The organism is Pseudomonas sp. UBT (genome assembly GCF_050915955.1).
GTDB lineage: Bacteria > Pseudomonadota > Gammaproteobacteria > Pseudomonadales > Pseudomonadaceae > Aquipseudomonas > Aquipseudomonas antarctica_A.
On the sequence record NZ_CP168079.1, the window covers coordinates 3,193,346 to 3,215,972 of the forward strand.

General features: G+C 59.2%; 24 protein-coding genes. 12 read left to right on the forward strand and 12 right to left on the reverse strand.

The annotated features are described in order from the left end of the window. The 3 genes from ACDZ94_RS14560 to ACDZ94_RS14570 all read left to right on the forward strand — a co-directional run. Positions 1-2,790: RHS repeat-associated core domain-containing protein (locus tag ACDZ94_RS14560; protein WP_432750356.1), on the forward strand; the 2,790-nt coding region annotated here is incomplete at its 5' end. Position 2,791: 1 nt separating this feature from the next. Continuing rightward, complete coding sequence (locus tag ACDZ94_RS14565) at positions 2,792-3,205, forward strand: hypothetical protein (RefSeq protein WP_407017705.1); 414 nt, start codon at positions 2,792-2,794, stop codon at positions 3,203-3,205. Then, positions 3,189-3,596 carry a hypothetical protein gene (locus ACDZ94_RS14570; RefSeq protein WP_407017706.1) on the forward strand — a complete coding sequence of 136 codons (408 nt, stop codon included), beginning with the start codon at positions 3,189-3,191 and terminating at the stop codon, positions 3,594-3,596. The genes ACDZ94_RS14565 and ACDZ94_RS14570 overlap by 17 nt, the downstream gene beginning before the upstream one ends. A 49-nt stretch (positions 3,597-3,645) precedes the next feature. Here the strand turns inward: ACDZ94_RS14570 and hemB are convergent, their stop codons facing one another. The 3 genes from hemB to ACDZ94_RS14585 all read right to left on the reverse strand — a co-directional run bounded on the left by hemB (position 3,646) and on the right by ACDZ94_RS14585 (position 6,296). Continuing rightward, on the reverse strand, positions 3,646-4,620 hold the full coding sequence (hemB, locus tag ACDZ94_RS14575; RefSeq protein ID WP_053255439.1) for a porphobilinogen synthase: 975 nt from the start codon (positions 4,618-4,620) through the stop codon (positions 3,646-3,648). Between the two features lie 131 nt (positions 4,621-4,751). Beyond that, complete coding sequence (locus ACDZ94_RS14580; RefSeq protein WP_221294390.1) at positions 4,752-5,594, reverse strand: PhzF family phenazine biosynthesis protein; 843 nt, start codon at positions 5,592-5,594, stop codon at positions 4,752-4,754. Positions 5,595-5,597: 3 nt separating this feature from the next. Then, a complete protein-coding gene (locus ACDZ94_RS14585) occupies positions 5,598-6,296 on the reverse strand; it encodes a glutathione S-transferase N-terminal domain-containing protein (protein ID WP_064451767.1) in 699 nt (232 codons plus the stop codon). Between the two features lie 251 nt (positions 6,297-6,547). Between ACDZ94_RS14585 and ACDZ94_RS14590 the strand changes: the two genes are divergently transcribed. Further along, positions 6,548-7,249: a hypothetical protein gene (locus ACDZ94_RS14590; RefSeq protein ID WP_064451766.1), complete on the forward strand. Its 702-nt coding sequence runs from the start codon at positions 6,548-6,550 to the stop codon at positions 7,247-7,249. A gap of 58 nt (positions 7,250-7,307) precedes the next feature. Further along, positions 7,308-8,363, forward strand: a complete 1,056-nt coding sequence (locus tag ACDZ94_RS14595) for a permease (RefSeq protein ID WP_064451765.1) — start codon at positions 7,308-7,310, stop codon at positions 8,361-8,363. A gap of 128 nt (positions 8,364-8,491) precedes the next feature. On the opposite strand, the gene mnmH is transcribed toward ACDZ94_RS14595, so the two are convergent. From mnmH to ACDZ94_RS14615, 4 genes are all read right to left on the reverse strand, one after another. Further along, entirely contained in the window at positions 8,492-9,595 is a 1,104-nt protein-coding gene (mnmH, locus tag ACDZ94_RS14600) for a tRNA 2-selenouridine(34) synthase MnmH (RefSeq protein WP_432750357.1), read from the reverse strand. Then, positions 9,595-10,629, reverse strand: coding sequence for a selenide, water dikinase SelD (gene selD, locus ACDZ94_RS14605; RefSeq protein WP_432750358.1), 1,035 nt, complete (start codon positions 10,627-10,629; stop codon positions 9,595-9,597). Before selD ends, mnmH begins: the two co-directional genes overlap by 1 nt. Before the next feature lie 93 nt (positions 10,630-10,722). Then, on the reverse strand, positions 10,723-11,472 hold the full coding sequence (locus ACDZ94_RS14610) for a TerC family protein (protein WP_128592216.1): 750 nt from the start codon (positions 11,470-11,472) through the stop codon (positions 10,723-10,725). A 28-nt stretch (positions 11,473-11,500) separates the two neighbouring features. Next, on the reverse strand, positions 11,501-11,752 hold the full coding sequence (locus ACDZ94_RS14615) for a hypothetical protein (RefSeq protein WP_128592218.1): 252 nt from the start codon (positions 11,750-11,752) through the stop codon (positions 11,501-11,503). Positions 11,753-11,886: 134 nt separating this feature from the next. Between ACDZ94_RS14615 and nhaR the strand changes: the two genes are divergently transcribed. After that, complete coding sequence (gene nhaR, locus ACDZ94_RS14620; RefSeq protein WP_069552542.1) at positions 11,887-12,789, forward strand: transcriptional activator NhaR; 903 nt, start codon at positions 11,887-11,889, stop codon at positions 12,787-12,789. Positions 12,790-12,793: 4 nt separating this feature from the next. Here the strand turns inward: nhaR and ACDZ94_RS14625 are convergent, their stop codons facing one another. After that, positions 12,794-13,951 (reverse strand): MFS transporter, encoded by a 1,158-nt coding sequence (locus ACDZ94_RS14625; RefSeq protein WP_432750359.1) that lies wholly within the window; start codon positions 13,949-13,951, stop codon positions 12,794-12,796. 241 nt (positions 13,952-14,192) lie between these two features. On the opposite strand from ACDZ94_RS14625, the gene sstT reads away from it, so the two are divergent. Further along, positions 14,193-15,413 (forward strand): serine/threonine transporter SstT, encoded by a 1,221-nt coding sequence (gene sstT, locus ACDZ94_RS14630; protein ID WP_064451759.1) that lies wholly within the window; start codon positions 14,193-14,195, stop codon positions 15,411-15,413. 69 nt (positions 15,414-15,482) lie between these two features. On the opposite strand, the gene ACDZ94_RS14635 is transcribed toward sstT, so the two are convergent. After that, a complete protein-coding gene (locus tag ACDZ94_RS14635; RefSeq protein ID WP_053255427.1) occupies positions 15,483-15,992 on the reverse strand; it encodes a DUF1993 domain-containing protein in 510 nt (169 codons plus the stop codon). Positions 15,993-16,117: 125 nt separating this feature from the next. On the opposite strand from ACDZ94_RS14635, the gene ACDZ94_RS14640 reads away from it, so the two are divergent. Further along, on the forward strand, positions 16,118-16,768 hold the full coding sequence (locus tag ACDZ94_RS14640; RefSeq protein ID WP_432750360.1) for a YceH family protein: 651 nt from the start codon (positions 16,118-16,120) through the stop codon (positions 16,766-16,768). 116 nt (positions 16,769-16,884) lie between these two features. Here ACDZ94_RS14640 and ACDZ94_RS14645 read toward each other — a convergent pair whose 3' ends face one another. Beyond that, positions 16,885-17,703, reverse strand: coding sequence for a shikimate 5-dehydrogenase (locus ACDZ94_RS14645; RefSeq protein WP_432750361.1), 819 nt, complete (start codon positions 17,701-17,703; stop codon positions 16,885-16,887). A 156-nt stretch (positions 17,704-17,859) separates the two neighbouring features. Here ACDZ94_RS14645 and ACDZ94_RS14650 point away from each other — a divergent pair, with 156 nt between their 5' ends. The 3 genes from ACDZ94_RS14650 to ACDZ94_RS14660 all read left to right on the forward strand — a co-directional run bounded on the left by ACDZ94_RS14650 (position 17,860) and on the right by ACDZ94_RS14660 (position 18,914). Continuing rightward, positions 17,860-18,213, forward strand: a complete 354-nt coding sequence (locus ACDZ94_RS14650) for a hypothetical protein (protein ID WP_053255424.1) — start codon at positions 17,860-17,862, stop codon at positions 18,211-18,213. A gap of 232 nt (positions 18,214-18,445) precedes the next feature. Next, on the forward strand, positions 18,446-18,640 hold the full coding sequence (locus ACDZ94_RS14655) for a hypothetical protein (RefSeq protein ID WP_053255423.1): 195 nt from the start codon (positions 18,446-18,448) through the stop codon (positions 18,638-18,640). Positions 18,641-18,731: 91 nt separating this feature from the next. Continuing rightward, complete coding sequence (locus ACDZ94_RS14660; RefSeq protein ID WP_053255422.1) at positions 18,732-18,914, forward strand: hypothetical protein; 183 nt, start codon at positions 18,732-18,734, stop codon at positions 18,912-18,914. 19 nt (positions 18,915-18,933) lie between these two features. On the opposite strand, the gene ACDZ94_RS14665 is transcribed toward ACDZ94_RS14660, so the two are convergent. Beyond that, positions 18,934-20,001, reverse strand: coding sequence for an AI-2E family transporter (locus tag ACDZ94_RS14665; RefSeq protein WP_064451756.1), 1,068 nt, complete (start codon positions 19,999-20,001; stop codon positions 18,934-18,936). Between the two features lie 357 nt (positions 20,002-20,358). Between ACDZ94_RS14665 and yegQ the strand changes: the two genes are divergently transcribed. Beyond that, positions 20,359-21,672, forward strand: coding sequence for a tRNA 5-hydroxyuridine modification protein YegQ (yegQ, locus tag ACDZ94_RS14670; RefSeq protein WP_262667504.1), 1,314 nt, complete (start codon positions 20,359-20,361; stop codon positions 21,670-21,672). Positions 21,673-21,727: 55 nt separating this feature from the next. Here the strand turns inward: yegQ and ACDZ94_RS14675 are convergent, their stop codons facing one another. Next, a complete protein-coding gene (locus ACDZ94_RS14675) occupies positions 21,728-22,549 on the reverse strand; it encodes a methyl-accepting chemotaxis protein (protein ID WP_407017731.1) in 822 nt (273 codons plus the stop codon). Positions 22,550-22,627 lie beyond the last annotated feature (78 nt).

A 22,627-nucleotide genomic window follows, 5' to 3' on the forward strand; every position in this document is an offset into this window, starting at 1 on the left:
CGCTGTGTCCGGCACTGGGCCAGCTTTTCGCAGATGGACACGCGGTATGCGTGGGATGACAACGGCCGGGTCACGGTTCAGAACGCTGATGGCAGTCGGGAAGTTTACGTCCACGATCAGCGGGCGCGGCTGGTGCAGCGCATTGATCCCGACGGTGCCGAGCACTTCAAATCCTACGATGACAAGGGCCGACTGACGGTCGAGCAGGACCCGTTGGGCGCGGTGACGGCGTATCAGTACGACGACGCCGGACGTTTGGTGGCGTTGTTTCCTGGGGAGGATGAGCCGACTTCCTACGAGCACGATAACGGGCTCGTACGGGTTGTACGGCGTGGTGAGGCGGTCTGGAAGTATGAGCGCAACGACCAGGGCGACGTCATTCGCAAGACCGATCCCGACGGCCACATTACGGACTACAGCTACAACAAATACGGGCAACTGACCGGGATTTGGTATCCGGATAACAGTTGTCACCGGCTGGTCTGGAATGAACGTGGTCAGTTGCTTGAGGAGCAGCTGCCGAATGGCGGTATCAAGCGCTATCGCTATGACGATCTTGGGCGCAAGGTTGCGCACGAGGATGAACAGGGCGCGCTGATTCAGTATCAGTGGGACAGCATGGGCCGATTGACTCGTGTGGTGTTGCCAGGCGGCGCGACGCGGGAATACAGCTACAACCCCTACGGAAAAATCACCGCCGAACGCAATGAATTAGGCCACCTCACTCGCTACGAATACGCCGACGGCCTGCACCTGATCAGCCGCCGTATCAATGCCGACGGCAGCCAGGTCAACTACCGCTACGACAACGTACGGTTGCTGCTGACCGCCATCGAAAACGAAGTCGGCGAAACCTACCAGCTCGATTACCACCCCAATGGCCTGATCCAGCAGGAAATCGGTTTTGACGGCCAGCGTACCGCCTACGCCTACGACCTCAATGGCAACCTGCTCGAGAAAACCGAATATGGTGATGACGGTAGTCAGCTCGTCACCGGCTACGAGCGAGACCACGCTGGCCGCCTTGTACGAAAAACCCTGCCCGACGGCAACCTTGTTGACTACGCCTACGACCGCCAAGGCAACCTTCTCAGCGTCGACGACGGCCACTGGGCGCTAGCCTACGAATACGACAGCCAAAACCGCCTCACCGCCGACCACCAAGGCTGGGGCACCTTGCGCTACGGTTACGACGCCTGCGGCCAGCTGCAAAACCTGCGTCTGCCGGACAACAACCGCCTCACCTTCAACCACGACAAAGGCGGCCACCTTTCCACCGTTGAACTGAATGATGAAACGCTCACGTCTCACCTGTTCAAAACCGGTCGCGAGCACCAGCGCCAACAAGGCCAGCTCCTCAGCAACTACCACTACGACGAGCAAAACCGCCTGCACACCCATGCTGTCAGCCAACAGCAACACACCCTCTACCAGCGCCAATACGACTACGACAAAACCGGCAACCTCACCCGCCTGCTCGATACCCGTAAAGGCCAACACGACTACCACTACGATCCCCTCGCCCGCCTGACCCGGGCCGATCACTCGCAAGGCGTGCAAGAACGCTTCGGCCACGACCCGGCAGGCAACCTGCTAATGCAGGATCGACCCGGCCCGGACATCGTGGCGGGGAATCGGTTGATGATCCAGGGCGATCATCATTACGACTATGACGCCTTCGGCAACCTGATCCGTCAGCGACGTGGCAAGGGCCATCAACTCGTTACTGAATACCGCTACGACTGCCAGCATCGGCTGATCGGCATTACCCAGCCGAACGGGAAAACCGCCAGCTATCGTTATGACCCGTTTGGGCGACGGATCAGCAAAACCGTCGACGACATAACGACAGAGTTTTTTTGGCAAGGCGACAAGCTGATTGCCGAGCATCACGCGGATCGCCATCGCAGCTACATCTACGAACCGGACAGTTTTAGGCCTCTGGCAATGCTGGAAGGCTTTGGTCCAAAAGACACCCAGCCCTTCCACTACCAACTCGATCATCTAGGCACACCGCAGGAGCTGACCGCGCCTGACGGTGAAATCGTCTGGTCGGCGCACTACCGCGCCTACGGTGAGATTGCCCGACTCGACATAGATAAAGTCGACAACCCGCTGCGCTTTCAGGGCCAATATTTCGATGCGGAAAGCGGGCTGCACTACAACCGCCATCGCTACTACAATCCGGATAGTGGTCGTTACCTGACGCCTGACCCGGTGAAGCTAGCGGGCGGGATCAACGCGTACCAGTACGTGCCCAACCCGACGGGGTGGATAGATCCGCTAGGCTTGAATACATGCCCTGGTGGAGACGGGTGTAAACCCGCAGACACGCCTGATGAGCCTTCGGCAAAAGCAAAAATTTACAAAAGCGAACCCGAACCACCGAAAACGAGCGATGAAGAGGAGTATTTATTTCGAGGGGATAGAAAACATCCACAAGAAGCCTTTAAAACTGGCTTTAAGAGTAAGGGAGAAAGCAATGACCTTTATCTGCACGCTCTAAACAGCAACGATCCACCAAGTAACTTTATAAGCACCTCTCCATCGAGGCTCACCGCTATAGATTTTGCAACCGGATACGGCACAAGAAAAGGTTATTTATACGTTATAAAAAGCATACCTGGTCATGACGTAAACTTAGAACTCGGTAAAATGACGCCATTCTCTAACGAGAAAGAATTCGCAGTCCATCACAAAATACACCCAGAGGACATTTTGGGCATGACACCTGTAAAGCGCGACGGAAGCTATGTAGGATACTCAATCCCAAATCCGAATAGGAAATAGTATGAATACGCAAACAATAAAGGTAATTATCGACAACAAAAGTTCGGAAGTCACCGTAAGATATGATCTCAAAAAACTTTCGATGACATTTTCCGAAGCTAACAACTTCAAGAAGACCTACAGGGGAAAGGACATCTATACTTGTTTAGCAAAAGTTAGAGCGGATTTCCCGCATATAGTATTCCTTTGTAAGGGCGCAAAAATAAACGTCATGCCCTCAAGGATGGCATCTCAAATGAGCGCCGGGCTTGTTGCATATGAAATGACACTAGGCAAACAAGCATCACGAGACGACATCGTCCATCTATTTGATTATGAAGAAAACAACCTAACAAACAACCCACAAGAACAGGTGGATTTCTTCAAAAACTGGCTAAAATCATTAGGTGCGGAGGACTATGAAAAATTCAGCTAAGTCAATTTCCAAAAAGAATATCTTCATCATCAACAACGGTATACGTGAAAATGCAGTAATCGAATATGAAGGAGGCAAGCCGACACTTCACCTACTGCTAAACGATGAAACACGAAAAAGCTACACAGCACTGGACCTGTATGATTGCTTCGGCTTATTGAGGGCAGACTTAAAAGATATAACGTTTTTATGCAAAGGCGCAAAAATTAACGTCCACACATCAGGTATGTCTTCACATATGTCAAATGGACTTATCGCTTATGAATTGACAATGGGGCAGGCAAACACTGAACTTGTGCATATCTTTGCGTTAGAGGAAAACAATCTCACCAACGATATACAGGAACAACACGACTTCTGCCAACGCTGGTCTGAATCGGTGCAGGTGTAGCTTGGAGCACCTGTGACGAGTCCCCCCGCCACAGGACCACGGACCGGAATCAGATCCCGGCCAACGCCAAATCCATCGCAAAATACGTAAAGATCAAATCCGCCCCCGCACGCTTGATCGACCCCAACGTCTCCCGCACCACACGCGCCTCATCAATCGCGCCCGCCTGGGCACCAAATTTGATCATCGCGTACTCACCACTCACCTGATAGGCCGCCACCGGCAAGCGCGAGGCTTCGCGAATGTCGCGGATGATGTCGAGGTAGGCACCGGCAGGCTTGACCATCAGCGCGTCCGCGCCCTCTTGCTCGTCCAGCAGCGATTCGCGCACGGCTTCGCGGCGGTTCATCGGGTTCATCTGGTAGCTTTTACGGTCGCCCTTGAGGGCGCTGCCACCGGCTTCGCGGAACGGGCCGTAGAGGGCCGAGGCGAATTTGGTGGAGTAGGCCATGATCGGAATATGGGTGAAGCCGGCGTCGTCCAGGGCGCGGCGAATCGCCTGGACCTGGCCGTCCATCGCTGCCGAAGGGGCGATCACATCGGCGCCGGCACGGGCTGCGGCCACGGCTTGCTTGCCGAGGTTGACCAACGTCGCGTCGTTGTCGACATGAGCACCGTGCATCACGCCGCAGTGGCCATGGTCGGTGTATTCGCAAAAGCAGGTGTCGGACATCACGATCATTTCCGGCACGGCGTCCTTGATGATCGAGGACATGCGCGAAACCAGGCCGCGTTCTTTCCAGGTGTCGCTGCCGTTGGCATCCAGGTGGTGGGACACACCAAAGGTCATCACCGATTTGATCCCGGCACGGGCAAAACGCTCGATCTCACCGGCCAGTTTCTTCTCTGGGATTCGCACCACACCCGGCATGCTGGTGATCGGTACGAAGTCGTCGATTTCTTCTTCGACGAAAATCGGCAACACCAGGTCGTTGAGGGTGAATTCGGTTTCCTGGAACAAGCCACGCAGCTCCGGGGAGCGGCGCAGGCGACGTGGGCGGGCTTGGGGGAACTGGCTGGTCATGGTTTTCCTGACTGGATGCTAAAACAGTAGAGGCAATAATCTTTGGGGCCAAAGCTTATGCCCCCAGGCCCCGGCAGTACAAACGCCAAGGGGCCAACAGTGTATTGCGCGGCCCGTAACAATTCATTGATCTAGAGCTGTACACGCCCTTCGATGCATACCGCTACCGCGCCGCCGATCCAGATTTCATCGCCGCGATGCTCGACGCGAATACGCCCGGCGCGCCCCATGGCAGTGCCTTGACTGACCACGTAACGGCTCGGCGCAAGGCCTTCACTGCGCAACCATTGGGCAAGACCGGCATTCAGGCTACCGGTGGCCGGGTCTTCCGGGGCACCATCGCCGGCGATAAAAGCGCGGACTTCGAAGTGCGTGTCGACATCGTCGCGCGCCGGGTCACACGGCGCGATGACGCCAATGGCCAACCCGTGCAGTTGCGCGTAATCCGGCTGCAAGCCCAGCACCTGGTCACGATCGGCCAGCATCAGCGCCAGCCAGCCCGCGCCATTGTCCACCCATTGGCTGCGCACAATGGCCTCGGGCGCCAGACCCAGCGCCAGGCGCACGCGCTCCAGCACAGGGGCCTCTACCGCGCCGGAACGCAATAACGGCGGCGCAATAAACGCCAACTCATCGCCCTCACGACGGACACGCACCAAGCCGATTTCGCACTCCTGGATGATCTCCTCGCCTTTCGGCATGCCGCCCGCTTGCAGCCAGGCATGGCAGCTGCCCAGCGTCGGGTGCCCGGCGAACGGCAGCTCGTTGAGCGTGGTAAAGATTCTCACCCGATAATCCGCCCGCGAATCACGCGGCGTCAGCAAAAACGTGGTTTCGCTGAGATTGGTCCAGTTGGCGAAGTCGGCCATTTGCTGGTCGGTAAGGCTGTCAGCGCCCAGCACTACGGCCAACGGGTTACCTTTGAGTGAGACGCTGCTGAATACATCCAGCTGCTTGAAATCGAAAGTCGGCATGCTTCAACTCGGTATGTTCAGGCCGCGGATCACCGCAGGGCGCGCAACAAAGCCGTCCAGCGCGCGCAGCACGTTAGGAAAATCGGCGATGCCCACCAGGTCGCCGGACTCGTAGAAGCCAATCAAGTTACGAATCCACGGGAACGTGGCGATGTCCGCGATGCTGTATTCGTCGCCCATGATCCAGGTGCGGCCCAGCAGGTGTTTTTCCAGCACGCCCAGCAAACGCCGAGACTCGGCGGCGTAGCGATCGCGCGGGCGTTTATCTTCGTATTCCTTGCCGGCGAATTTATTGAAGAACCCGACTTGGCCGAACATCGGGCCGATGCCCGCCATCTGAAACATCAGCCACTGAAGGGTTTCGTAGCGGGTGGCCGGGTCTTCGGAGAGCAACTGGCTGGTTTTTTCCGCCAGGTAAATCAGAATCGCGCCGGACTCGAACAACGCCAGCGGCTGACCGCTCGGGCCATTGGGATCGATGATCGCGGGGATTTTGTTGTTGGGGTTCAGGGACAGAAACTCAGGTGACATCTGGTCCTGGGTCTCGAAACTGACCTTGTGCGCTTCATAAGGCAGGCCCAGTTCTTCGAGCATGATCGACACTTTGACGCCGTTGGGCGTGGGCAACGAATACAGCTGCAAGCGTTCAGGGTGTTGGGCGGGCCATTTGCTGTTGATCGGGAAAGCGGCGAGTGCATTCATCGGAAAGTCCCCAGGCGGAAAGTCCTCATAATAACCACTGGCTCGGCGTCCTGCATGGGTCATGATTGCGCAACATAGCCGCGCTAATCTCGCGTGCTGACGAACCAAAGAGCGGATAAACACTCTTAAGTGCGCCATCAGGGTGAACGGAGACACTCGTTACAACGACACGGAAAACCGCAGGACGCCGGATGCGTCACTGGCGCCGGGCCTGTACGACTTAACCCCAAGCACGAAGACTCGACACTACAATGACAATCAAGCCTCTGTGCCTTGCTAAACGCCTTAAACGCTATTCATACATCATGTTGCCGCTGCTTCTGGTCGGCGGCGCAATCGGCCTGACGCTGGAGTCGCGGACCAGCCGCGCCGAACCGGTGGATGGCGTACAAACCCTGGTCTTCCTGCGTCACGGTGAAAAACCGGTCGGCGGCCTCGGCCAGCTCAACTGCCAGGGCCTGAATCGCGCGATGAACCTGGCGAGCGTATTGCCGGAAAAATTCGGCAAGGCCAATTACGTATTCGCCGCCAACCCGACACGCAACGTCGAGGAAGGTGAACACGACAATTCCTACAGCTACATTCGGCCGCTGATGACCATCAGCCCCAGCGCCATCAAGCTCGGCCTGCCGGTGAATATCAAGTTCTCAGCCAATGACACCAGCGCCCTCGCTGACGAGTTGGTCGAAGACAAGTACCACAACGCGATCATCTACACCGCCTGGTCCCATGGCTATCTGCCGGAGCTGATCAACAAGGTGGCCAGTGAAGCCTCGGGGGAAAAACACACCATCACTGAGGATTGGTCGGGCGATGACTACGACACGCTCTATGTCCTGACCTTGACCTGGCATAACGGCAAAGCGTCGCTGCTGAGCCGCAATTACAAGCAAGGCCTGAATAACGGCCAGCAGACATGCCCGGACGCAACTCAAGTCAGCGCAGATATCTGAAGCCTGGGCGCCACAGGCGTATGATGCCCCGCTATTGAACCATCTGCGGATCTGCACCATGCCCAACCTCATCTCCCACCAGCCCAACCGGGGCTGGTCCTTCTGGTGGAAACCAGCGCTGTTCGTGCTGGTGGCCTGCATAGGCCTCTACTACGTGAAGTGGTCGCCCTACTACCTCAAGGCGTTCGTGGCGGCGGATAACCACAGCATCGGCGCCTCGATTCTGAATGACCAGCAAAGCTCGCCACTGGCAGCGGCGCTGGCCTATGCCCAGGTATATTTCCTGGCGATCTGGAAGGCCGCCGTGCTGGCGGTCATCCTGGGCTCGCTGCTGCAAGTGTTGATTCCCCGCGACTGGTTGCTGCGCCTGTTCGGCCGCGCCGGGCTGGGTTCGACCGTGCGTGGCGGGCTGTTCGCCTTGCCGGGAATGATGTGCAGTTGCTGCGCGGCCCCGGTGGCGGCCGGCATGCGCCGTCAGCAGGTGTCGGTGGGCGCGGCCCTGGCCTTCTGGATCGCCAACCCGGTATTGAACCCGGCAACCCTGGTGTTCATGGGTTTTGTGCTGGGCTGGGGCTTTACCGCATTGCGGCTGGTCGCAGGTATTGTGCTGGTGGTCGGCGTGTCCCTGGTGGCGCAGCGGATTGCCCGGCCCGACCAAGTGCCTGAAGCCGCACTGGATGCGGTGGCCGACGTCAGCCAGGTCGAGTCGCAGCCGTTCCTGAGCCGTTGGTTACGCACCCTGTGGCAATTGTTCTGGAGCACGATCCCGATCTATATCGTCGCCGTGCTGGTGCTGGGTGCTGCGCGGGTCTGGCTGTTCCCCCATATTGACGGGGCCATGGCCAACAGCCTGATGTGGCTGGTGCCGCTGGCGATCGTCGGCACGCTGTTCGTGATTCCTACCGCCGCCGAGATCCCAATCGTACAAACCATGATGACCCTGGGCATGGGCACCGGGCCGGCCGTGGCCTTGCTGATGACCCTGCCCAGCGTGAGCCTGCCGTCACTGTTGATGCTGCGCAAGGATTTCGATGCGCGCGTGCTGGTGACGGTGGCCGGGCTGACCATGCTGATGGGCGTGGTGTGTGGGTTGATCGGGGCGGTCCTTCTTTAGATTTCTGGCGACATTGAGGGCCCTTTCACGAGCAAGCCCGCTCCCACATCCAACCGGGCTCATCCTGTAGGATTGCGATCGAAATGTGGGAGCGGGCTTGCTCGCGAAGAGGCCCTCAAACCCACCGATTATTCTCGCCTGGCACTCCGCTCGCGCAAATACTCCACCACCGCGCCCTGCTCCCCCGCGAACTCGATCCGTGCGCCTTTGCTTTCACGCTGGAAGGCGTACATCGGGTCGTAATACTCACGCAGCAACCCTTCGATCCACACCCGGTGCAAGTCCACCGCACCGCTGCGGGCCTGTTCAGCCAAAGCGTCCTGCAAAACAGCCTGCAAGCGCTGGAAGCGCTCGCCGCCCAGGCGTTTGTGGATATTGGCCAGGCTCTGGGTCAGGCGCTCGGCAAACAGCGCCGGGCCATTTTCTCCAAACACCTGGATAAACTCGGCGCACAGGTCGACCACGTAATCACGCAAGATCCTTTCGACCCGGCCTTCAACGCTGTCTTCCAGCCACACCATCGGGAACGCCTGCATGCCTTTGTACAATGGCAATGGCAGCGCACAGCTGCCGATCATGCGGCTCTCATCCTCAACGACAAATTGCTCGATACCCGCCGAGCGTTTTTTCAGCAGGTCCACCGCCAGGCGGTTTTCGAAGTCGATGTTGGACGGTTGTGTCGTGGCGCGCTTGCCGAAGCTGGAACCGCGATGGTTGGCGTGCCCCTCAAGGTCCAGGGCGTTATGCAACTGGCCAAGCACCTCGGTTTTACCCGTGCCGGTCATGCCGCCCAGCAATACGAAATCACACTCGGCGGTCGCTTGCTCCACGGTATCCAACAAAAAGGTACGCATGGCCTTGTAGCCACCGCCGACGCGGGGATACTCGATACCGGCTTCAGTCTTCAACCATTGCTGCACGATCTGCGAGCGCAGCCCGCCGCGAAAGCAGTACAAGTAACCGTCAGGATTGGCCTTGGCGAACTGCGCCCACTGTTCGATACGCTCGGCCTTGATTGCCCCCGAGACCAGCTCATGCCCCAGCACAATCGCGGCTTGCTGGCCCTGCTGTTTGTAACAGGTGCCGACCCGCTGGCGCTCGTCGTCAGTCATCAACGGCAGGTTGATCACCCCGGGAAACGCGCCCTTGATGAATTCGATCGGCGCGCGGGTATCCATCATCGGCCGGTCGTTGAGGAAGATGTCGCGGTAGTTGGTGATGTCGGTTGCCATCAAAACACCTCTACCGCGTGTGTCTGTCGCTCAACCAGTTCACCGATCGGCTCCAGGCTCAGGCCCAGCTCGGCGGCCACCGCGTGGAACTCAGCGTCACCTTCGGCGGTAACGGCGATCAGCAGGCCGCCACTGGTCTGCGGGTCGCACAGCACGCGTTTGTGCAGCTCCTGCAAGCGCCCGAGTTTGCTCGAGTAGCTGTCGAAGTTGCGCAAGGTGCCACCGGGCATGCAGCCCTGATCCAGGTAATCCTCGATCCCTGCAAGGCGTGGGACTTTTTCGTACTCGATGCGGGCCGTGAGACCACTGCCGTCAGCCATTTCCACCAGGTGGCCCAACAGGCCGAAACCGGTGACATCCGTCATGGCCGTGACGCCGGCCAACTTACCGAAGCGGCTGCCAGGTTTATTGAGTGTGCACATCCAGTCACGGGCCACGCCGACATCCGCCTCGCGCAATTTGCCCTTCTTCTCGGCAGTGGTGAGGATGCCGATGCCCAGCGGTTTGGTCAGGTACAGTTTGCAGCCGGCGGTAGCGGTGTCGTTGCGTTTCATATGGCGCTTTTGCACGATGCCGGTCACGGCCAGGCCGAAAATCGGCTCCGGGGCATCAATGGAGTGGCCACCCGCCAGCGGGATACCGGCGGCATCGCACACCGAACGGCCGCCACGGATCACTTCGCGGGCAACCTCCGGCGCCAGCACATTCACCGGCCAGCCCAGAATGGCAATGGCCATCAACGGGTCGCCCCCCATGGCGTAGATGTCGCTGATCGCGTTGGTGGCGGCAATGCGGCCGAAGTCAAAGGGGTCATCGACGATCGGCATGAAAAAGTCAGTGGTGGAAACCACACCGCGTTCGTCGTCGATGGCGTACACCGCCGCATCGTCGCGTGAGGTATTGCCGACCCACAGATTGGGGTCGAGGTTCTGCGCGCCGCTGCCGGCGAGGATCACTTCCAGCACCTGGGGCGAAATCTTGCAGCCGCAACCCGCGCCGTGGCTGTACTGGGTGAGGCGAATCGGCTCGTTCATGGTGGACCTCAAGGTAACAAGTGGGCGGATTCTATCAGACAGCAAAAAGCCGGCTGGACTCTTGGGAGTTCAGCCGGCTTTTGGGTTTAGCCGTTACTGCCGGGCAGCGAGCAAACGCTTATGGCGATTGCGCCGCGCGATGTTCAGGCACTCGATCACCGCCGAGAACGCCATGGCCGCGTACACGTAGCCTTTTGGCACGTGAGCGCCGAAGCCTTCAGCGATCAACGTCATGCCGATCATGATCAGGAAGCCCAGGGCCAGCATCACGACCGTCGGGTTGTCGTTGATGAACTTGGCCAGTGGTTCAGCCGCCACCAGCATCACGATAACCGAGGTCACCACGGCAATGATCATGATCGGCAAATGCTCGGTCATGCCCACGGCGGTGATGATGCTGTCGATGGAGAACACCAGGTCGAGCAGCAGGATCTGACCAATCGCCGCGGCAAAGCCGATGGTCACCACATTGCCGGTGGTCGCCTTTTCTTCCGGCTCAGGGTCCATGCTGTGATGGATCTCGGTAGTCGCCTTCCACACCAGGAACAGGCCACCGGCGATCAGGATCATGTCTTTCCACGAAAACGCCTGGCCGAAGATCTCAAATACCGGGGCCGTCAACTGCACGATAAACGCGATAGTGCTCAACAGGCCCAGGCGCAACACCAGCGCCATGCTGATACCGATACGCCGCGCCTTGGCTCGGTGCTTTTCAGGCAATTTGTTGGTGAGGATCGAGATAAAGATCAGGTTATCGATGCCCAGCACGATTTCCATGACGATCAAGGTGGCCAGTGCCACCCAGGCGGTGGGGCTGGCGGCCAGTTGTAAAAGGTAGTCCATAGGTCAGTCCTGACGTTGTGCTGGGGAATTAGGCTTCTTTGTTGCTCGTTTCAGGCTCTTTTTCTTGCTGATCAGCCTTTTTTTGCGGACTGATCAGGCCTTGCGTCGCCTCACTCAATGCCTGCTCGGCGGCTTTGTGGGTGTCATCGATGGCTTGTTTGGCCGACTCGGTGGCCTTGCCCAGCACTTGCTGGGCGCTTTTTTCGACCTGATCACACCCGCTGATCATCACCAATGAAAGCGCAAGTAAGGCCGCCGCGCCCAGGGAATTGAGTTGCATGCTGTATTCCTCGTTAGAACCAGTGGGTCCAAATAGTGGCCCCTCGATAGCGAGGCATTCTATGCAGCTGAACAGTTCAGGAAAATTCGTATTTTTCTCGCGTATACTTCGATTTTTACGAAGTGTAGACGACGATGCTCAATTATCGACAGCTGCATTATTTCTGGGTGGTGGCCAAGACCGGCAGCATCGTGCGCGCCTGTGAGCAATTGAACCTTACGCCCCAGACCATCAGCGGGCAGATCAGCCTGCTGGAGCAGACCTTCGGTATTGCACTGTTTCAGCGTGTCGGCCGCCAGCTTGAACTCACCGAAGCCGGGCGCCAGGCGTTGCCCTACGCTGAGCAAATGTTCCAGACCGGCAACGAACTGGAGGCGATGTTGCGCGCGCAGCCCAATGAACAGCAGATCCTGTTCAGGGTCGGCGTGGCGGATGTGGTGCCCAAATCCATCGTTTACCGGCTGATTGCACCTACGATGGAGCTGAGCGAACAAATCCGTATCACCTGCCGCGAGGACAAACTCGAACGTTTACTGGCAGACCTGGCGATCCAGCGTCTCGACCTGGTGATCTCCGACAGCCCCATGCCCACTCACCTGGACATCAAAGGCTACAGCCAGAAACTGGGGGAATGTGGCATCAGCTTTTTCGCCACCCAGGCGTTGGCCGACCAGTACGGTGGCGATTTCCCACAATGCCTGCAGGGGGCGCCATTATTGATTCCGGGGGCCGAGACAGTGGTGCGCAGCCGCTTGCAACGCTGGTTCGCCGAGCAGCAGATTCAACCAAAGATCATCGGTGAGTTCGATGACAGTGCATTAATGCAGGCGTTTGGCCAATCGGGCAGCGGAATCTTTATCGCCCCCAGCGTGATTGCCGACGAGGTAGTGCGCCAGTACGGGGTGGCGCTGATCGGCCAGACCGATGCGGTGACCGAGTCGTTCTATGCGATCTCGGTGGAGCGCAAGGTCAAGCACCCCGGCATCGTGGCGATTACCGAAGGTGCCCGACGCGAGTTGTTTACCGCCCTGCCCTGACGACTCAGGCGTTGGATGCGACCGGTTGCCTGGCGGTCATCAGCCACAACGCCAGCAAGATCGACACCAGGATAAACCCGGACGCCGCAAAGCCCAGGCTGCCAAGGCCGAGGGTGTCGATCACATGCCCACCGACCATTGCCCCCAGGCCAATGCCCAGGTTGGCCCCGGCGATATTCAACGACGCCGCAAACGCTGGCGCATGGGGCGCGGCCTTCATCAACCGCACGTGGCTGACCAGGAACATCGCCGCCTGGGTCACGCCCCACACGGCCATCGCCGCCGCGAGGCCGACAGTGGAGTGAATCGCCGGGACCAACGCCACCATGCCCGCGATCATGAACCCACAGAACACCATGGATGCGATCAATGGGTGGCGATCCACTGCGCGCCCGCCGAGTGAATTGCCGATCAGGCCCACCGCGCCAAACCCCATCAGGCACCAGCCCACCAGTGTGCCGTCGAACCCGGCCAGGCGCTCAAGGATGTCTGCCAGGTAGGTATAAGCGGTGAACATGCCGCTGAACACCAGCACTGACAGCAGGATATGACCCTGCATCAACGGGTTGCGCAGGATCTTGAATTGCGAGCGCAGCGTCACCTGGTCGTTCTTCGGCTGGGTCACCGGCAAGTAGATGAACAGCAGCAACGCCTTGGCCAACGCTACGACCGCCAGTATGGCAAACGCGGTACGCCAGCCGAACATGTCGGAAATCAACGTGCCGACCGGAATGCCGAACACCGTGGCACAGACGATGCCGAAGCCGATTTTTTCGATGGCTCGCCCGGCGTATTCGGGGCCAACAATGTCCACCGCGGTTTCGCTGGCCAAGGCCCAGAACACCGGTAACCCCAGCGCCGGTATCAGCCGCGCGAACGCCATCACCCAAATATTCGGCGCCAGCGCCGCCACGGTATTGGCCACGCCGAACATGATCAGGATGCTGATAAACAAGCGCTTGCGTGGGAAGCGCGCGCAGTACGCCGTCAGAAACGGACCGAACGCCGCCACGGTAAAGGCGAACAAGGTCACCAACAATCCCGCCTGGGACACGCTGACATTCAGGTCCCGGGCAATCGACGGCAGCAGGCCCACGATGACGAATTCTGTGGTCAATACAGTAAAGCCGGCGGCCGACAGCAGCAGGATGGGAAACAACATGAAAACTCCAGAAACGACGACATCAACGACAGCCCGAAGGGCTCGCTGACGGAGAGGAAAGATGAGAGAGGAGAATATTAACAGAGTATGTCTGGATTTTGCCAAAGCCTGCGGGTGTGGGTGACGCAATGCCGCACCGAACGGGACGCTTCCTACAGCATGTTAGACTCCGCACCTACTGCCTACAGCACTTTCCGCCTGCAATGCTGCGTTCTATTAAAAAAACTAGAGACAACTGTTTATGACTGCTGCCCCTTCCCTGTTGCAACGACTTCTGCGCGTTAGCCTGGTCACCCAAATTGTCTTCGGCTTGATTGCCGGGATCCTGTTGGCCCTGTGGATGCCCGAGGCTGCCCGCGCCACCGGCTTTATCGGCAAGGTGTTCGTCACCGCCCTGAAGGCCGTCGCACCGATCCTGGTGTTCGTGCTGGTCATGGCCTCGATCGCCAACCATAAACACGGCCAGGAAACCCATATCAAGCCGATCCTGTTCCTGTACCTGCTCGGCACCTTTGCGGCTGCCGTCGTGGCGGTGGTTGCCAGTACGCTGTTCCCGTCGTCCCTGGTGCTTGCCACCCATGACGTCGCGGTAAGCGCTCCCGGCGGCATCGGCGAGGTGTTGCAAAGCCTGCTGTTGAGCGTGGTGGATAACCCGGTGAGCGCACTGATGAATGCCAACTTTATCGGCATTCTGGCGTGGGCCATCGGCATGGGCATCGCGATTCGCCATGCTGGCGAAACCACCCGCACCGTGCTCGACGACCTGTCCAACGGCGTGACGCTGATCGTGCGCGTGGTGATTCGCTTCGCGCCGCTGGGGATCTTCGGCCTGGTGGCCTCGACCCTGGCCACCTCGGGTTTTGGTGCCCTGCTCGGCTACGCTCACCTGCTGGTGGTGTTGATCGGCTGCATGCTGTTCGTGGCATTGGTGGTCAACCCGGCCATCGTGTTCTGGAAGCTGCGCCGTAACCCCTACCCACTGGTGCTGATGTGCCTGCGTGAGAGCGGCATCACCGCTTTCTTCACCCGCAGTTCGGCGGCAAATATCCCGGTAAACCTGGCGTTGAGCAAACGCCTGGGCCTGCATGAAGACACCTATTCGGTATCGATCCCACTGGGCGCCACCATCAATATGGCCGGTGCCGCGATCACCATCACCGTGCTGACCCTGGCGGCCGTGCATACCCTGGGGATTGCCGTCGACCTGCCGACCGCCGTGTTGCTCAGCGTGGTGGCGGCAGTGTGTGCCTGCGGGGCGTCGGGCGTGGCCGGTGGCTCGTTGCTGTTGATTCCCCTGGCGTGCAGCCTGTTCGGTATTCCCAGCGAGATCGCCATGCAGGTAGTCGCCGTAGGCTTCATCATTGGTGTGTTGCAGGATTCGGCGGAAACCGCGCTCAATTCGTCCACCGATGTGCTGTTTACCGCCGCCGCGTGCCTGGGCCAGGAAGAACAGCCGGCTTAACCCTCAGGCGAAAAAAAGCCCGGGGCGGTTCGTTGCAGAACCGCCCCGGGCTTTTTTGTACCTGGGTGCTTAGAACGCGCCCATGTAATCGCGCTTGCCCACTTCTACGCCGTTGTGACGCAGCAAGGCGTAAGCGGTGGTGACGTGGAAGAAGAACTGCGGCAGGCCGTAGGTCAGCAGGTAGGACTGGCCGCTGAAGCGCTTCTCTTTCGGGGTGCCTGGGCGGGTGATGATCTCGATGCCTTCTTTGCCATCGATTTGCTCGGGCTTGATGGTGTCGACAAACGCCAGCACCTTGGCGATCAGCGCTTGCAGGTCGGCAAAGGTCACTTCGCTGTCTTCGTACTTCGGCACTTCAATCTCGGCCAGGCGTGCGGAAACGCCCTTGGCGAAGTCGACGGCGATCTGCACCTGGCGCACCAGCTGGAACATATCCGGGAACAGGCGCGCTTGCAGCAGTGCATTGGGCTCGATGTTCTTGGCGGTGGCATGGGCTTCGGCTTTGTTCAGCACATCGCTCAGGGCGTTGAGCATTTGCTTGAAGACCGGGATGGAGGCGGCGTACAGGGAAATAGTCATGACAGTCTCGCGGTGATGGCAGGGTGTGTAAGCAGCGGCGATTATAGACATGCCAGCCGCGTGTGCAGCTTGTCTTTTATTTTTTCAGGATTAGGCTAGGGGACTCACTGCATAGGGAAAGCGCGATGACCGCCGAGCACGCCACCGACACCCCAGAACCGCGCCTGAACAGCACGGAAATTCGCATCCTGGGCTGCCTGATCGAAAAACAGGCGACCAACCCGGAAACCTACCCCCTGACCCTTAATGCATTGGTGCTGGCCTGCAACCAGAAAACCAGCCGCGAGCCGGTGACGAACCTCAGCCAAGGCCAAGTCGGGCAAAGCCTGCGCGCGCTGGAAGGCCAAGGCTTTACACGCCTGGTCATGGGCAGCCGGGCCGACCGCTGGGAGCATCGCGTGGACAAGGCACTGGAGCTGGTGCCGGCCCAGGTGATACTGATCGGGCTGCTGTTTCTGCGCGGGCCGCAGACGGTCAATGAACTGCTGACCCGCAGCGGACGCATGCATGATTTTGAAGATGCCGAGCAGGTTGTACACCAGCTGGAGCGTTTGATTGCGCGCGAGCTGGCGCTGTTGGTGCCGCGTCAGGCGGGGCAACGGGAAGATCGTTATACCCATGCGCTGGGCGATCCGGCGGATATTGAAGTGATTCTGTCGGCGCGGGGTAATCCGGTGGAGCGGTCGGCCGGTGCCGTCTCTTCGGATCGTATCGAAGAACTTGAAGCCCGGATTGCAGCGCTGGAAGAGCGCCTTTCGCAGCTGGAACAGGCTTAACACGGTCAACAGGTGGGAGCTGGCTTGCCTGCGATGCAGACACCTCGGTACATCAGGTACACCGGGGTGACGCTATCGCAGGCAAGCCAGCGCCCACATGGGTTCTTCAGTGTTCTCTAGGCTCGGGCAAACGCCACGGCTTTTTCAAACTGCGCCTGCGTCGGCCGCACGCCGGTGTACAGCACAAACTGCTCCAACGCCTGGATCGCGATCACTTCCAGCCCGGTAATCACCCGCTTGCCCTGGGCACGCCCGCGCACAATCAGCGGCGTTTCGGCGGGGATCGCCACCACATCAAAGACGGTGTCCGCGGCATCCACTGCGCCAGCCTCAAAGGCTAACTGGTCGGCCTCCGCCCCGCCGGTCATGCCAATCGGCGTCACGTTGACCAACATCTGCGGGCGCAACTCACCCAATTGCGCTTGCCACTCATACCCCAGACCTTGTGCCAACGCCCGGCCTGCCGCCTCATTGCGCGCCACAATCACGCCGTTGGCATAACCACCGTCGCGCAAGGCACTGGCCACGGCCTTGGCCATGCCGCCGCTGCCACGCAGGGCAAAGGTCGCGTCTTTTGGCACTGCGTGTTTTTTCAGCAGCTGTTCGATAGCAATGTAGTCAGTGTTATAGGCCTTGAGATGGCCGTTGGTGTTGACGATGGTGTTGAGGGAAGTGATGGCCTTGACCGACTCATCCAGCTCGTCGACCAAGGCGATACTGGCTTCCTTGAACGGCATGGACACACCGCAACCACGGATGCCCAGCGCCCTAATACCACCGATCGCGCCGGGCAAATCCTGGCTGCTGAACGCTTTATAATAAAAATTCAAACCCAACTGTTCGTACAGATGGTTATGGAAACGCAAGCCAAAATTCCCAGGGCGCGCCGACAATGACATACACAGCTGGGTGTCCTTGTTGGGGTGCATCTGCATGGGTAACTCCTTTGAGTAAGCAATTCGGTACAGACCTTACACAACCTTTACCTATCGGCCGTGCTGTTTTTCAGAAATACGTTGTCTTAAAAGTATCCCCGCGACAATCCTTGAGTCTATTGATTGCAGACCACAAGCGCAGGGGCTAACCGAGGAATGACCATGATTCGTAAAATCCCCAAAATCGCCTTGCTTATCGGCGCACTCGCTATGGCAGGCCAAGCCTCCGCCCACGGTGGTGGTTGGGGTGGCCCGGCCGTATTGGGTGCTTTGGTCGGCGCAGCCGTAGTGGGCTCCGTGGTTGCCAGCCAATCCCAGCCGGTCTACGTGCAGCAACCGGTGTATGTCCAGCCGCAACCGGTTTACGCCGCGCCGCCGCCGGTCTACTACGCACCGCCACCACCGGTGTATGTGCAACAACAGGTTTACTACCGTCCGGCGCCGGTCTACTACGGCCCACCGCGCGGCTATTACGGCCCTCCCCACGGCTATTATGGTCGCGGCTGGTAACACGCAATTGAGATGACAGGTACAGGCCTCGCCTACACGCGGGGCCTTTTTTTGCCTGAAAAGTCCGGATTCATCCTGCCAAGGTCGCTCTGAGGACAATGGTCGACGCGTAATCGCACATGATTATGGCCAATGACCCCTTGCTCGAACGCGCCTCGCGCTGTCATGTTTGTGTCACGAAACACTCCCACTATCGACACTGTCCACCCAATAACAACAAGGACGACTGACCATGCCCACGCAAAACCCGCATCGAACCGCTGGCCTGTGTACGTCCAGCAAGGTCTACAGCGCACTGACCGAACTCAAGCACCTTGAGGGCCACCGCAGCGCAAAATTCCTGTCGCTGCTGGCGGAAAACCTGGTGCGTAAAGGCCTGCTCAGTGAACAGGAAGTGGTTTCCATGCTCGATCAAGTGGTGGATTGACGCCTGGCGTTAATGTCGACTATCGAGCCAGGTGATTTTTCCTACGGGCAAACAGCCAGTATGGTGACCTCCATAGCAATTGGAGGTACCTATGCCCACTGTTCAGATCATGTCCGTCATCGGCAGCGCAGTCCCCGCCCCTCTTCGTGAGCACGGGTTGCTTGCCTGTTGGTATCTGGTGCGCGATGGCGAGCCCATCAGCGGCCCGCTCACCTCGTTGTCCGCCGCCGAAAAACAGCTGCAGCAAGCGTCGAACTTCAGACTCCACGCATGAGCCTCACGCTCTGTAACGTCTAGGGCAACGGCAGCTTGACCCGTGGCTTGCTTTCCACGAACAGCGCCCAACTGGACATAAACAGCGCCGCTACCAGCGGACCGATCACAAACCCGTTCAGGCCAAACACAGACAGGCCGCCCAAGGTCGAGATCAGGATCAGGTAATCCGGCATCTTGGTGTCCTTACCCACCAGGATCGGGCGCAGCACATTGTCCACCAACCCAATCACGAAAACGCCGAACAGTCCCAGCACTACGCCCTGCCAGATCGAACCGCTCAACAGGAAGTAGGCAGCCACCGGCGCCCATACAATTCCTGCGCCGACCGCCGGCAACAGCGAAAGAAACGCCATCAGCACCGCCCAGAGCAACGCACTGGGAATGTCCAGAAACCAGAAAATCAAACCACCCAGCGCACCTTGGGTCACGGCCACCAGTACGTTGCCCTTGACCGTCGCGCGCACCACCCGGTTGAACTTGAGCTGCAACCGACGCTTTTGCGGCTCGGCCAGCGGCACCGCCGTGCGTACCTTGCGCACCAGTTCCGGGCCGTCGCGCAGCAGGAAAAACAGCAGATACAGCATGATGAAAAAGCTCACCAGGAAATCAAACGTACCCTGGCCGAAGCTGAATGCCTGGGTCGCAAAGAACTGGCTGCCCTGCATTGCACTCTTGACGATTTTTTCTCGCAGGCCTTCCAGGTTGCCCATGCCAAAGCGGTCAAGCAGGTGCTGGAAATAAGGCGGCAGCACGTTTTTGAACTGCTCGATATACCCCGCCACATCCAGTTTTCCGCTCTCGATATTTTTATAGAGCGTCGCGCCCTCTTGCACCAGCAGCACGCTGGTAATGATCACCGGCAGAATCGCAATGATCAGGCACACCGTCAGGGTGGCCAGGGATGTCAGGTTGCGGTTCCAGCCAAACCGCAGCTGCAGGCGCCGCTGCATAGGGGCAAAGATAATGCCGAGGATCACCGCCCAGAACACCGCGCCGTAGAACGGCAGCAATATCCAGATAAAGGCGATGGTGACCAGGGCCAGCAACAACAGCAGGGTTTTGAATTGCAGGTTCGTTTGGTTCATGTCCGGTCCATGTCAGAAAGCAAAGGGCCTTCGTAAGCCCTGTTGCTTAGTCCGCTGCGAAACCTGGGAGTGCCCTTGTTTATAGAACGAGCATAGACCGCATCGCTCGATGGCTTGAAGTATCCGACCGCGCCTCACTCAACAGAGCGCGTATTGCGTGGTGTGTACGCCGATGACCACCAGGCCATCCTTTTCGTAGCGCTGCGCCGAGGTCTTTACACACGGCCTGGAAGCCCTTGAGGTGTCGCGCGCGTGTCGCGAACCCGCTGGCGATACAAAGTCAGCAAAAGGACGATCTGGGTCAATAAAGCCCGCTGCTGGCTCCTTTACCCTCGCGACCTTTTGCGACTTGAGCCCATGCCCCCTGTGATCGCCCCCGAGCTGCTCGCCCCCGCCGGCACCCTGAAAAACATGCGCTATGCCTTCGCCTACGGCGCCGATGCGGTCTACGCCGGCCAGCCGCGCTACAGCCTGCGAGTGCGCAACAATGAGTTCGACCACGCCAACCTGGCACTCGGCATCCACGAAGCCCACGCGCTGGGCAAACGCTTCTACGTGGTGGTGAACATTGCGCCGCACAACGCCAAGCTGAAGACCTTCCTCAAAGACCTGGCCCCCGTCATCGCCATGGGCCCGGATGCGCTGATCATGTCCGACCCGGGGCTGATCATGCTGGTGCGACGCCACTTCCCCTTGATGCCCGTTCACTTGTCGGTGCAAGCCAATACGGTGAATTGGGCCAGTGTGGAGTTCTGGCAGCAGCAAGGCATCTGCCGGGTGATTCTGTCGCGGGAGCTGTCACTGGAAGAGATCGGCGAAATCCGCCAGCACGTGCCGGCCATGGAGCTGGAAGTGTTTGTGCACGGCGCCTTGTGCATGGCCTATTCCGGGCGCTGCCTGCTTTCCGGGTATATGAACAAACGCGACGCCAATCAAGGCACCTGCACCAATGCCTGCCGTTGGAAATACCAGGCGGTGCCGGCGATGGAAAACGCCACCGGCGATATCGTCCAGGCGTTTCAGCCTACGCTGGGTATTGGTACGCCGACCGATCAGGTGTTTCTGCTACAAGAAACCCACCGCCCGGATGAACAGATGCCCGCGTTCGAGGATGAGCACGGCACCTACATCATGAACGCCAAGGACCTGCGCGCGGTGCAGCATGTGGAACGCCTGGCCCACATGGGCGTGCATTCGCTGAAGATCGAAGGCCGTACCAAATCCCACTTCTACTGCGCGCGCACCACCCAGGTGTATCGCAAAGCCATTGATGATGCGGTGGCCGGCCGAGCCTTTGACCGTAACCTGATGACCGATCTGGAGTCCCTGGCGCAACGCGGCTACACCGAAGGCTTTTTGCGCCGTCATGTGCATGACGAATACCAGAACTACCAGAACGGCAGCTCGGTATCGGAACGTCAGCAGTTTGTCGGGGAATTGACCGGCGAGCGCCGGGGCGAGCTGGCCGAGGTCAAGGTGAAGAACCGCTTTGCCGTGGGTCATCACCTGGAACTGATGACCCCCGCCGGTAACTTTCACTTTGACCTGGCCACGCTGCACAACGCCAAGGGCGAAGCCATCGAGGTGGCGCCGGGGGATGGGCACACCGTTTATGTACCGCTGCCGGCGCAGATGGACCTGCAATTTGGCTTGCTGATGCGGGATATCTGACAGGGCGCCGGCTTGGTTTTAATGCCAAACAACCCTGCCTCCAAGCCAGGTCTGGTTAGATCCGGAACTGACCGACAAGCTGCCCCAACCGCTGGCCGAGGTCTGCCAGGCTACGAGAGGTCTGGGCGCCCAGTTGGGTTTCATCGGCCACGCTGTCCACCGCCACGGCGATTTGATGCACGCTGCGGTTGATCTCTTCGGCCACGGCGGTCTGTTCTTCCGCCGCGCTGGCAATCTGCGCGTTCATGGAATTAATCGTGCCGATCAACTGGGCCATGGTGTCCAGCGACGCCCCGGCTTCGTTGGCCCGGGCCGAGGTACCGTCGCCCGCATCGCTGGAGCGGCGCATCGACTCCACGGCGGCTTCGGTGCCTTTTTGCAGGCGGTCGATCATGCCCTGGATTTCCTGGGTGCTGGTCTGGGTGCGACTGGCCAGGGCACGGACCTCGTCGGCGACCACGGCAAAACCACGCCCGGCCTCGCCGGCCCGTGCGGCTTCGATGGCGGCGTTGAGTGCCAGCAGGTTGGTCTGCTCGGCAATCGAGCGGATCACGCCAAGCACGCTGACAATCGACGACACGTCCTGTTGCAGGCTGTCGAGGGACACGCCGCTGCTGCGAATATCGTTCACCAGCGCATGGATCTGCGCGATGCTGCCGTCCACCACACGCTTGGCGGCCTGGCCTTCCACGTCAGTTTGCTGCGCCGCCACGGAAGCACCCTGCGCACTGCGCGCGACTTCTTGCGCAGCGGATGACATCTGGTTGATCGCGGTGGCGACCTGATCGGTTTCGTGACGCTGGCGCTCCATGGCCTGCTCGGAACGCTGGGCCTGGTCCGATACCTGACTCACCAGGCCGGTGAGTTGCGCAGTCATCTCGGTGATCTGGCGCACCAGGCCGTGGATCTTGTCGACAAAACGGTTGAATGCGCCGGCCAGATCGCCCAGTTCGTC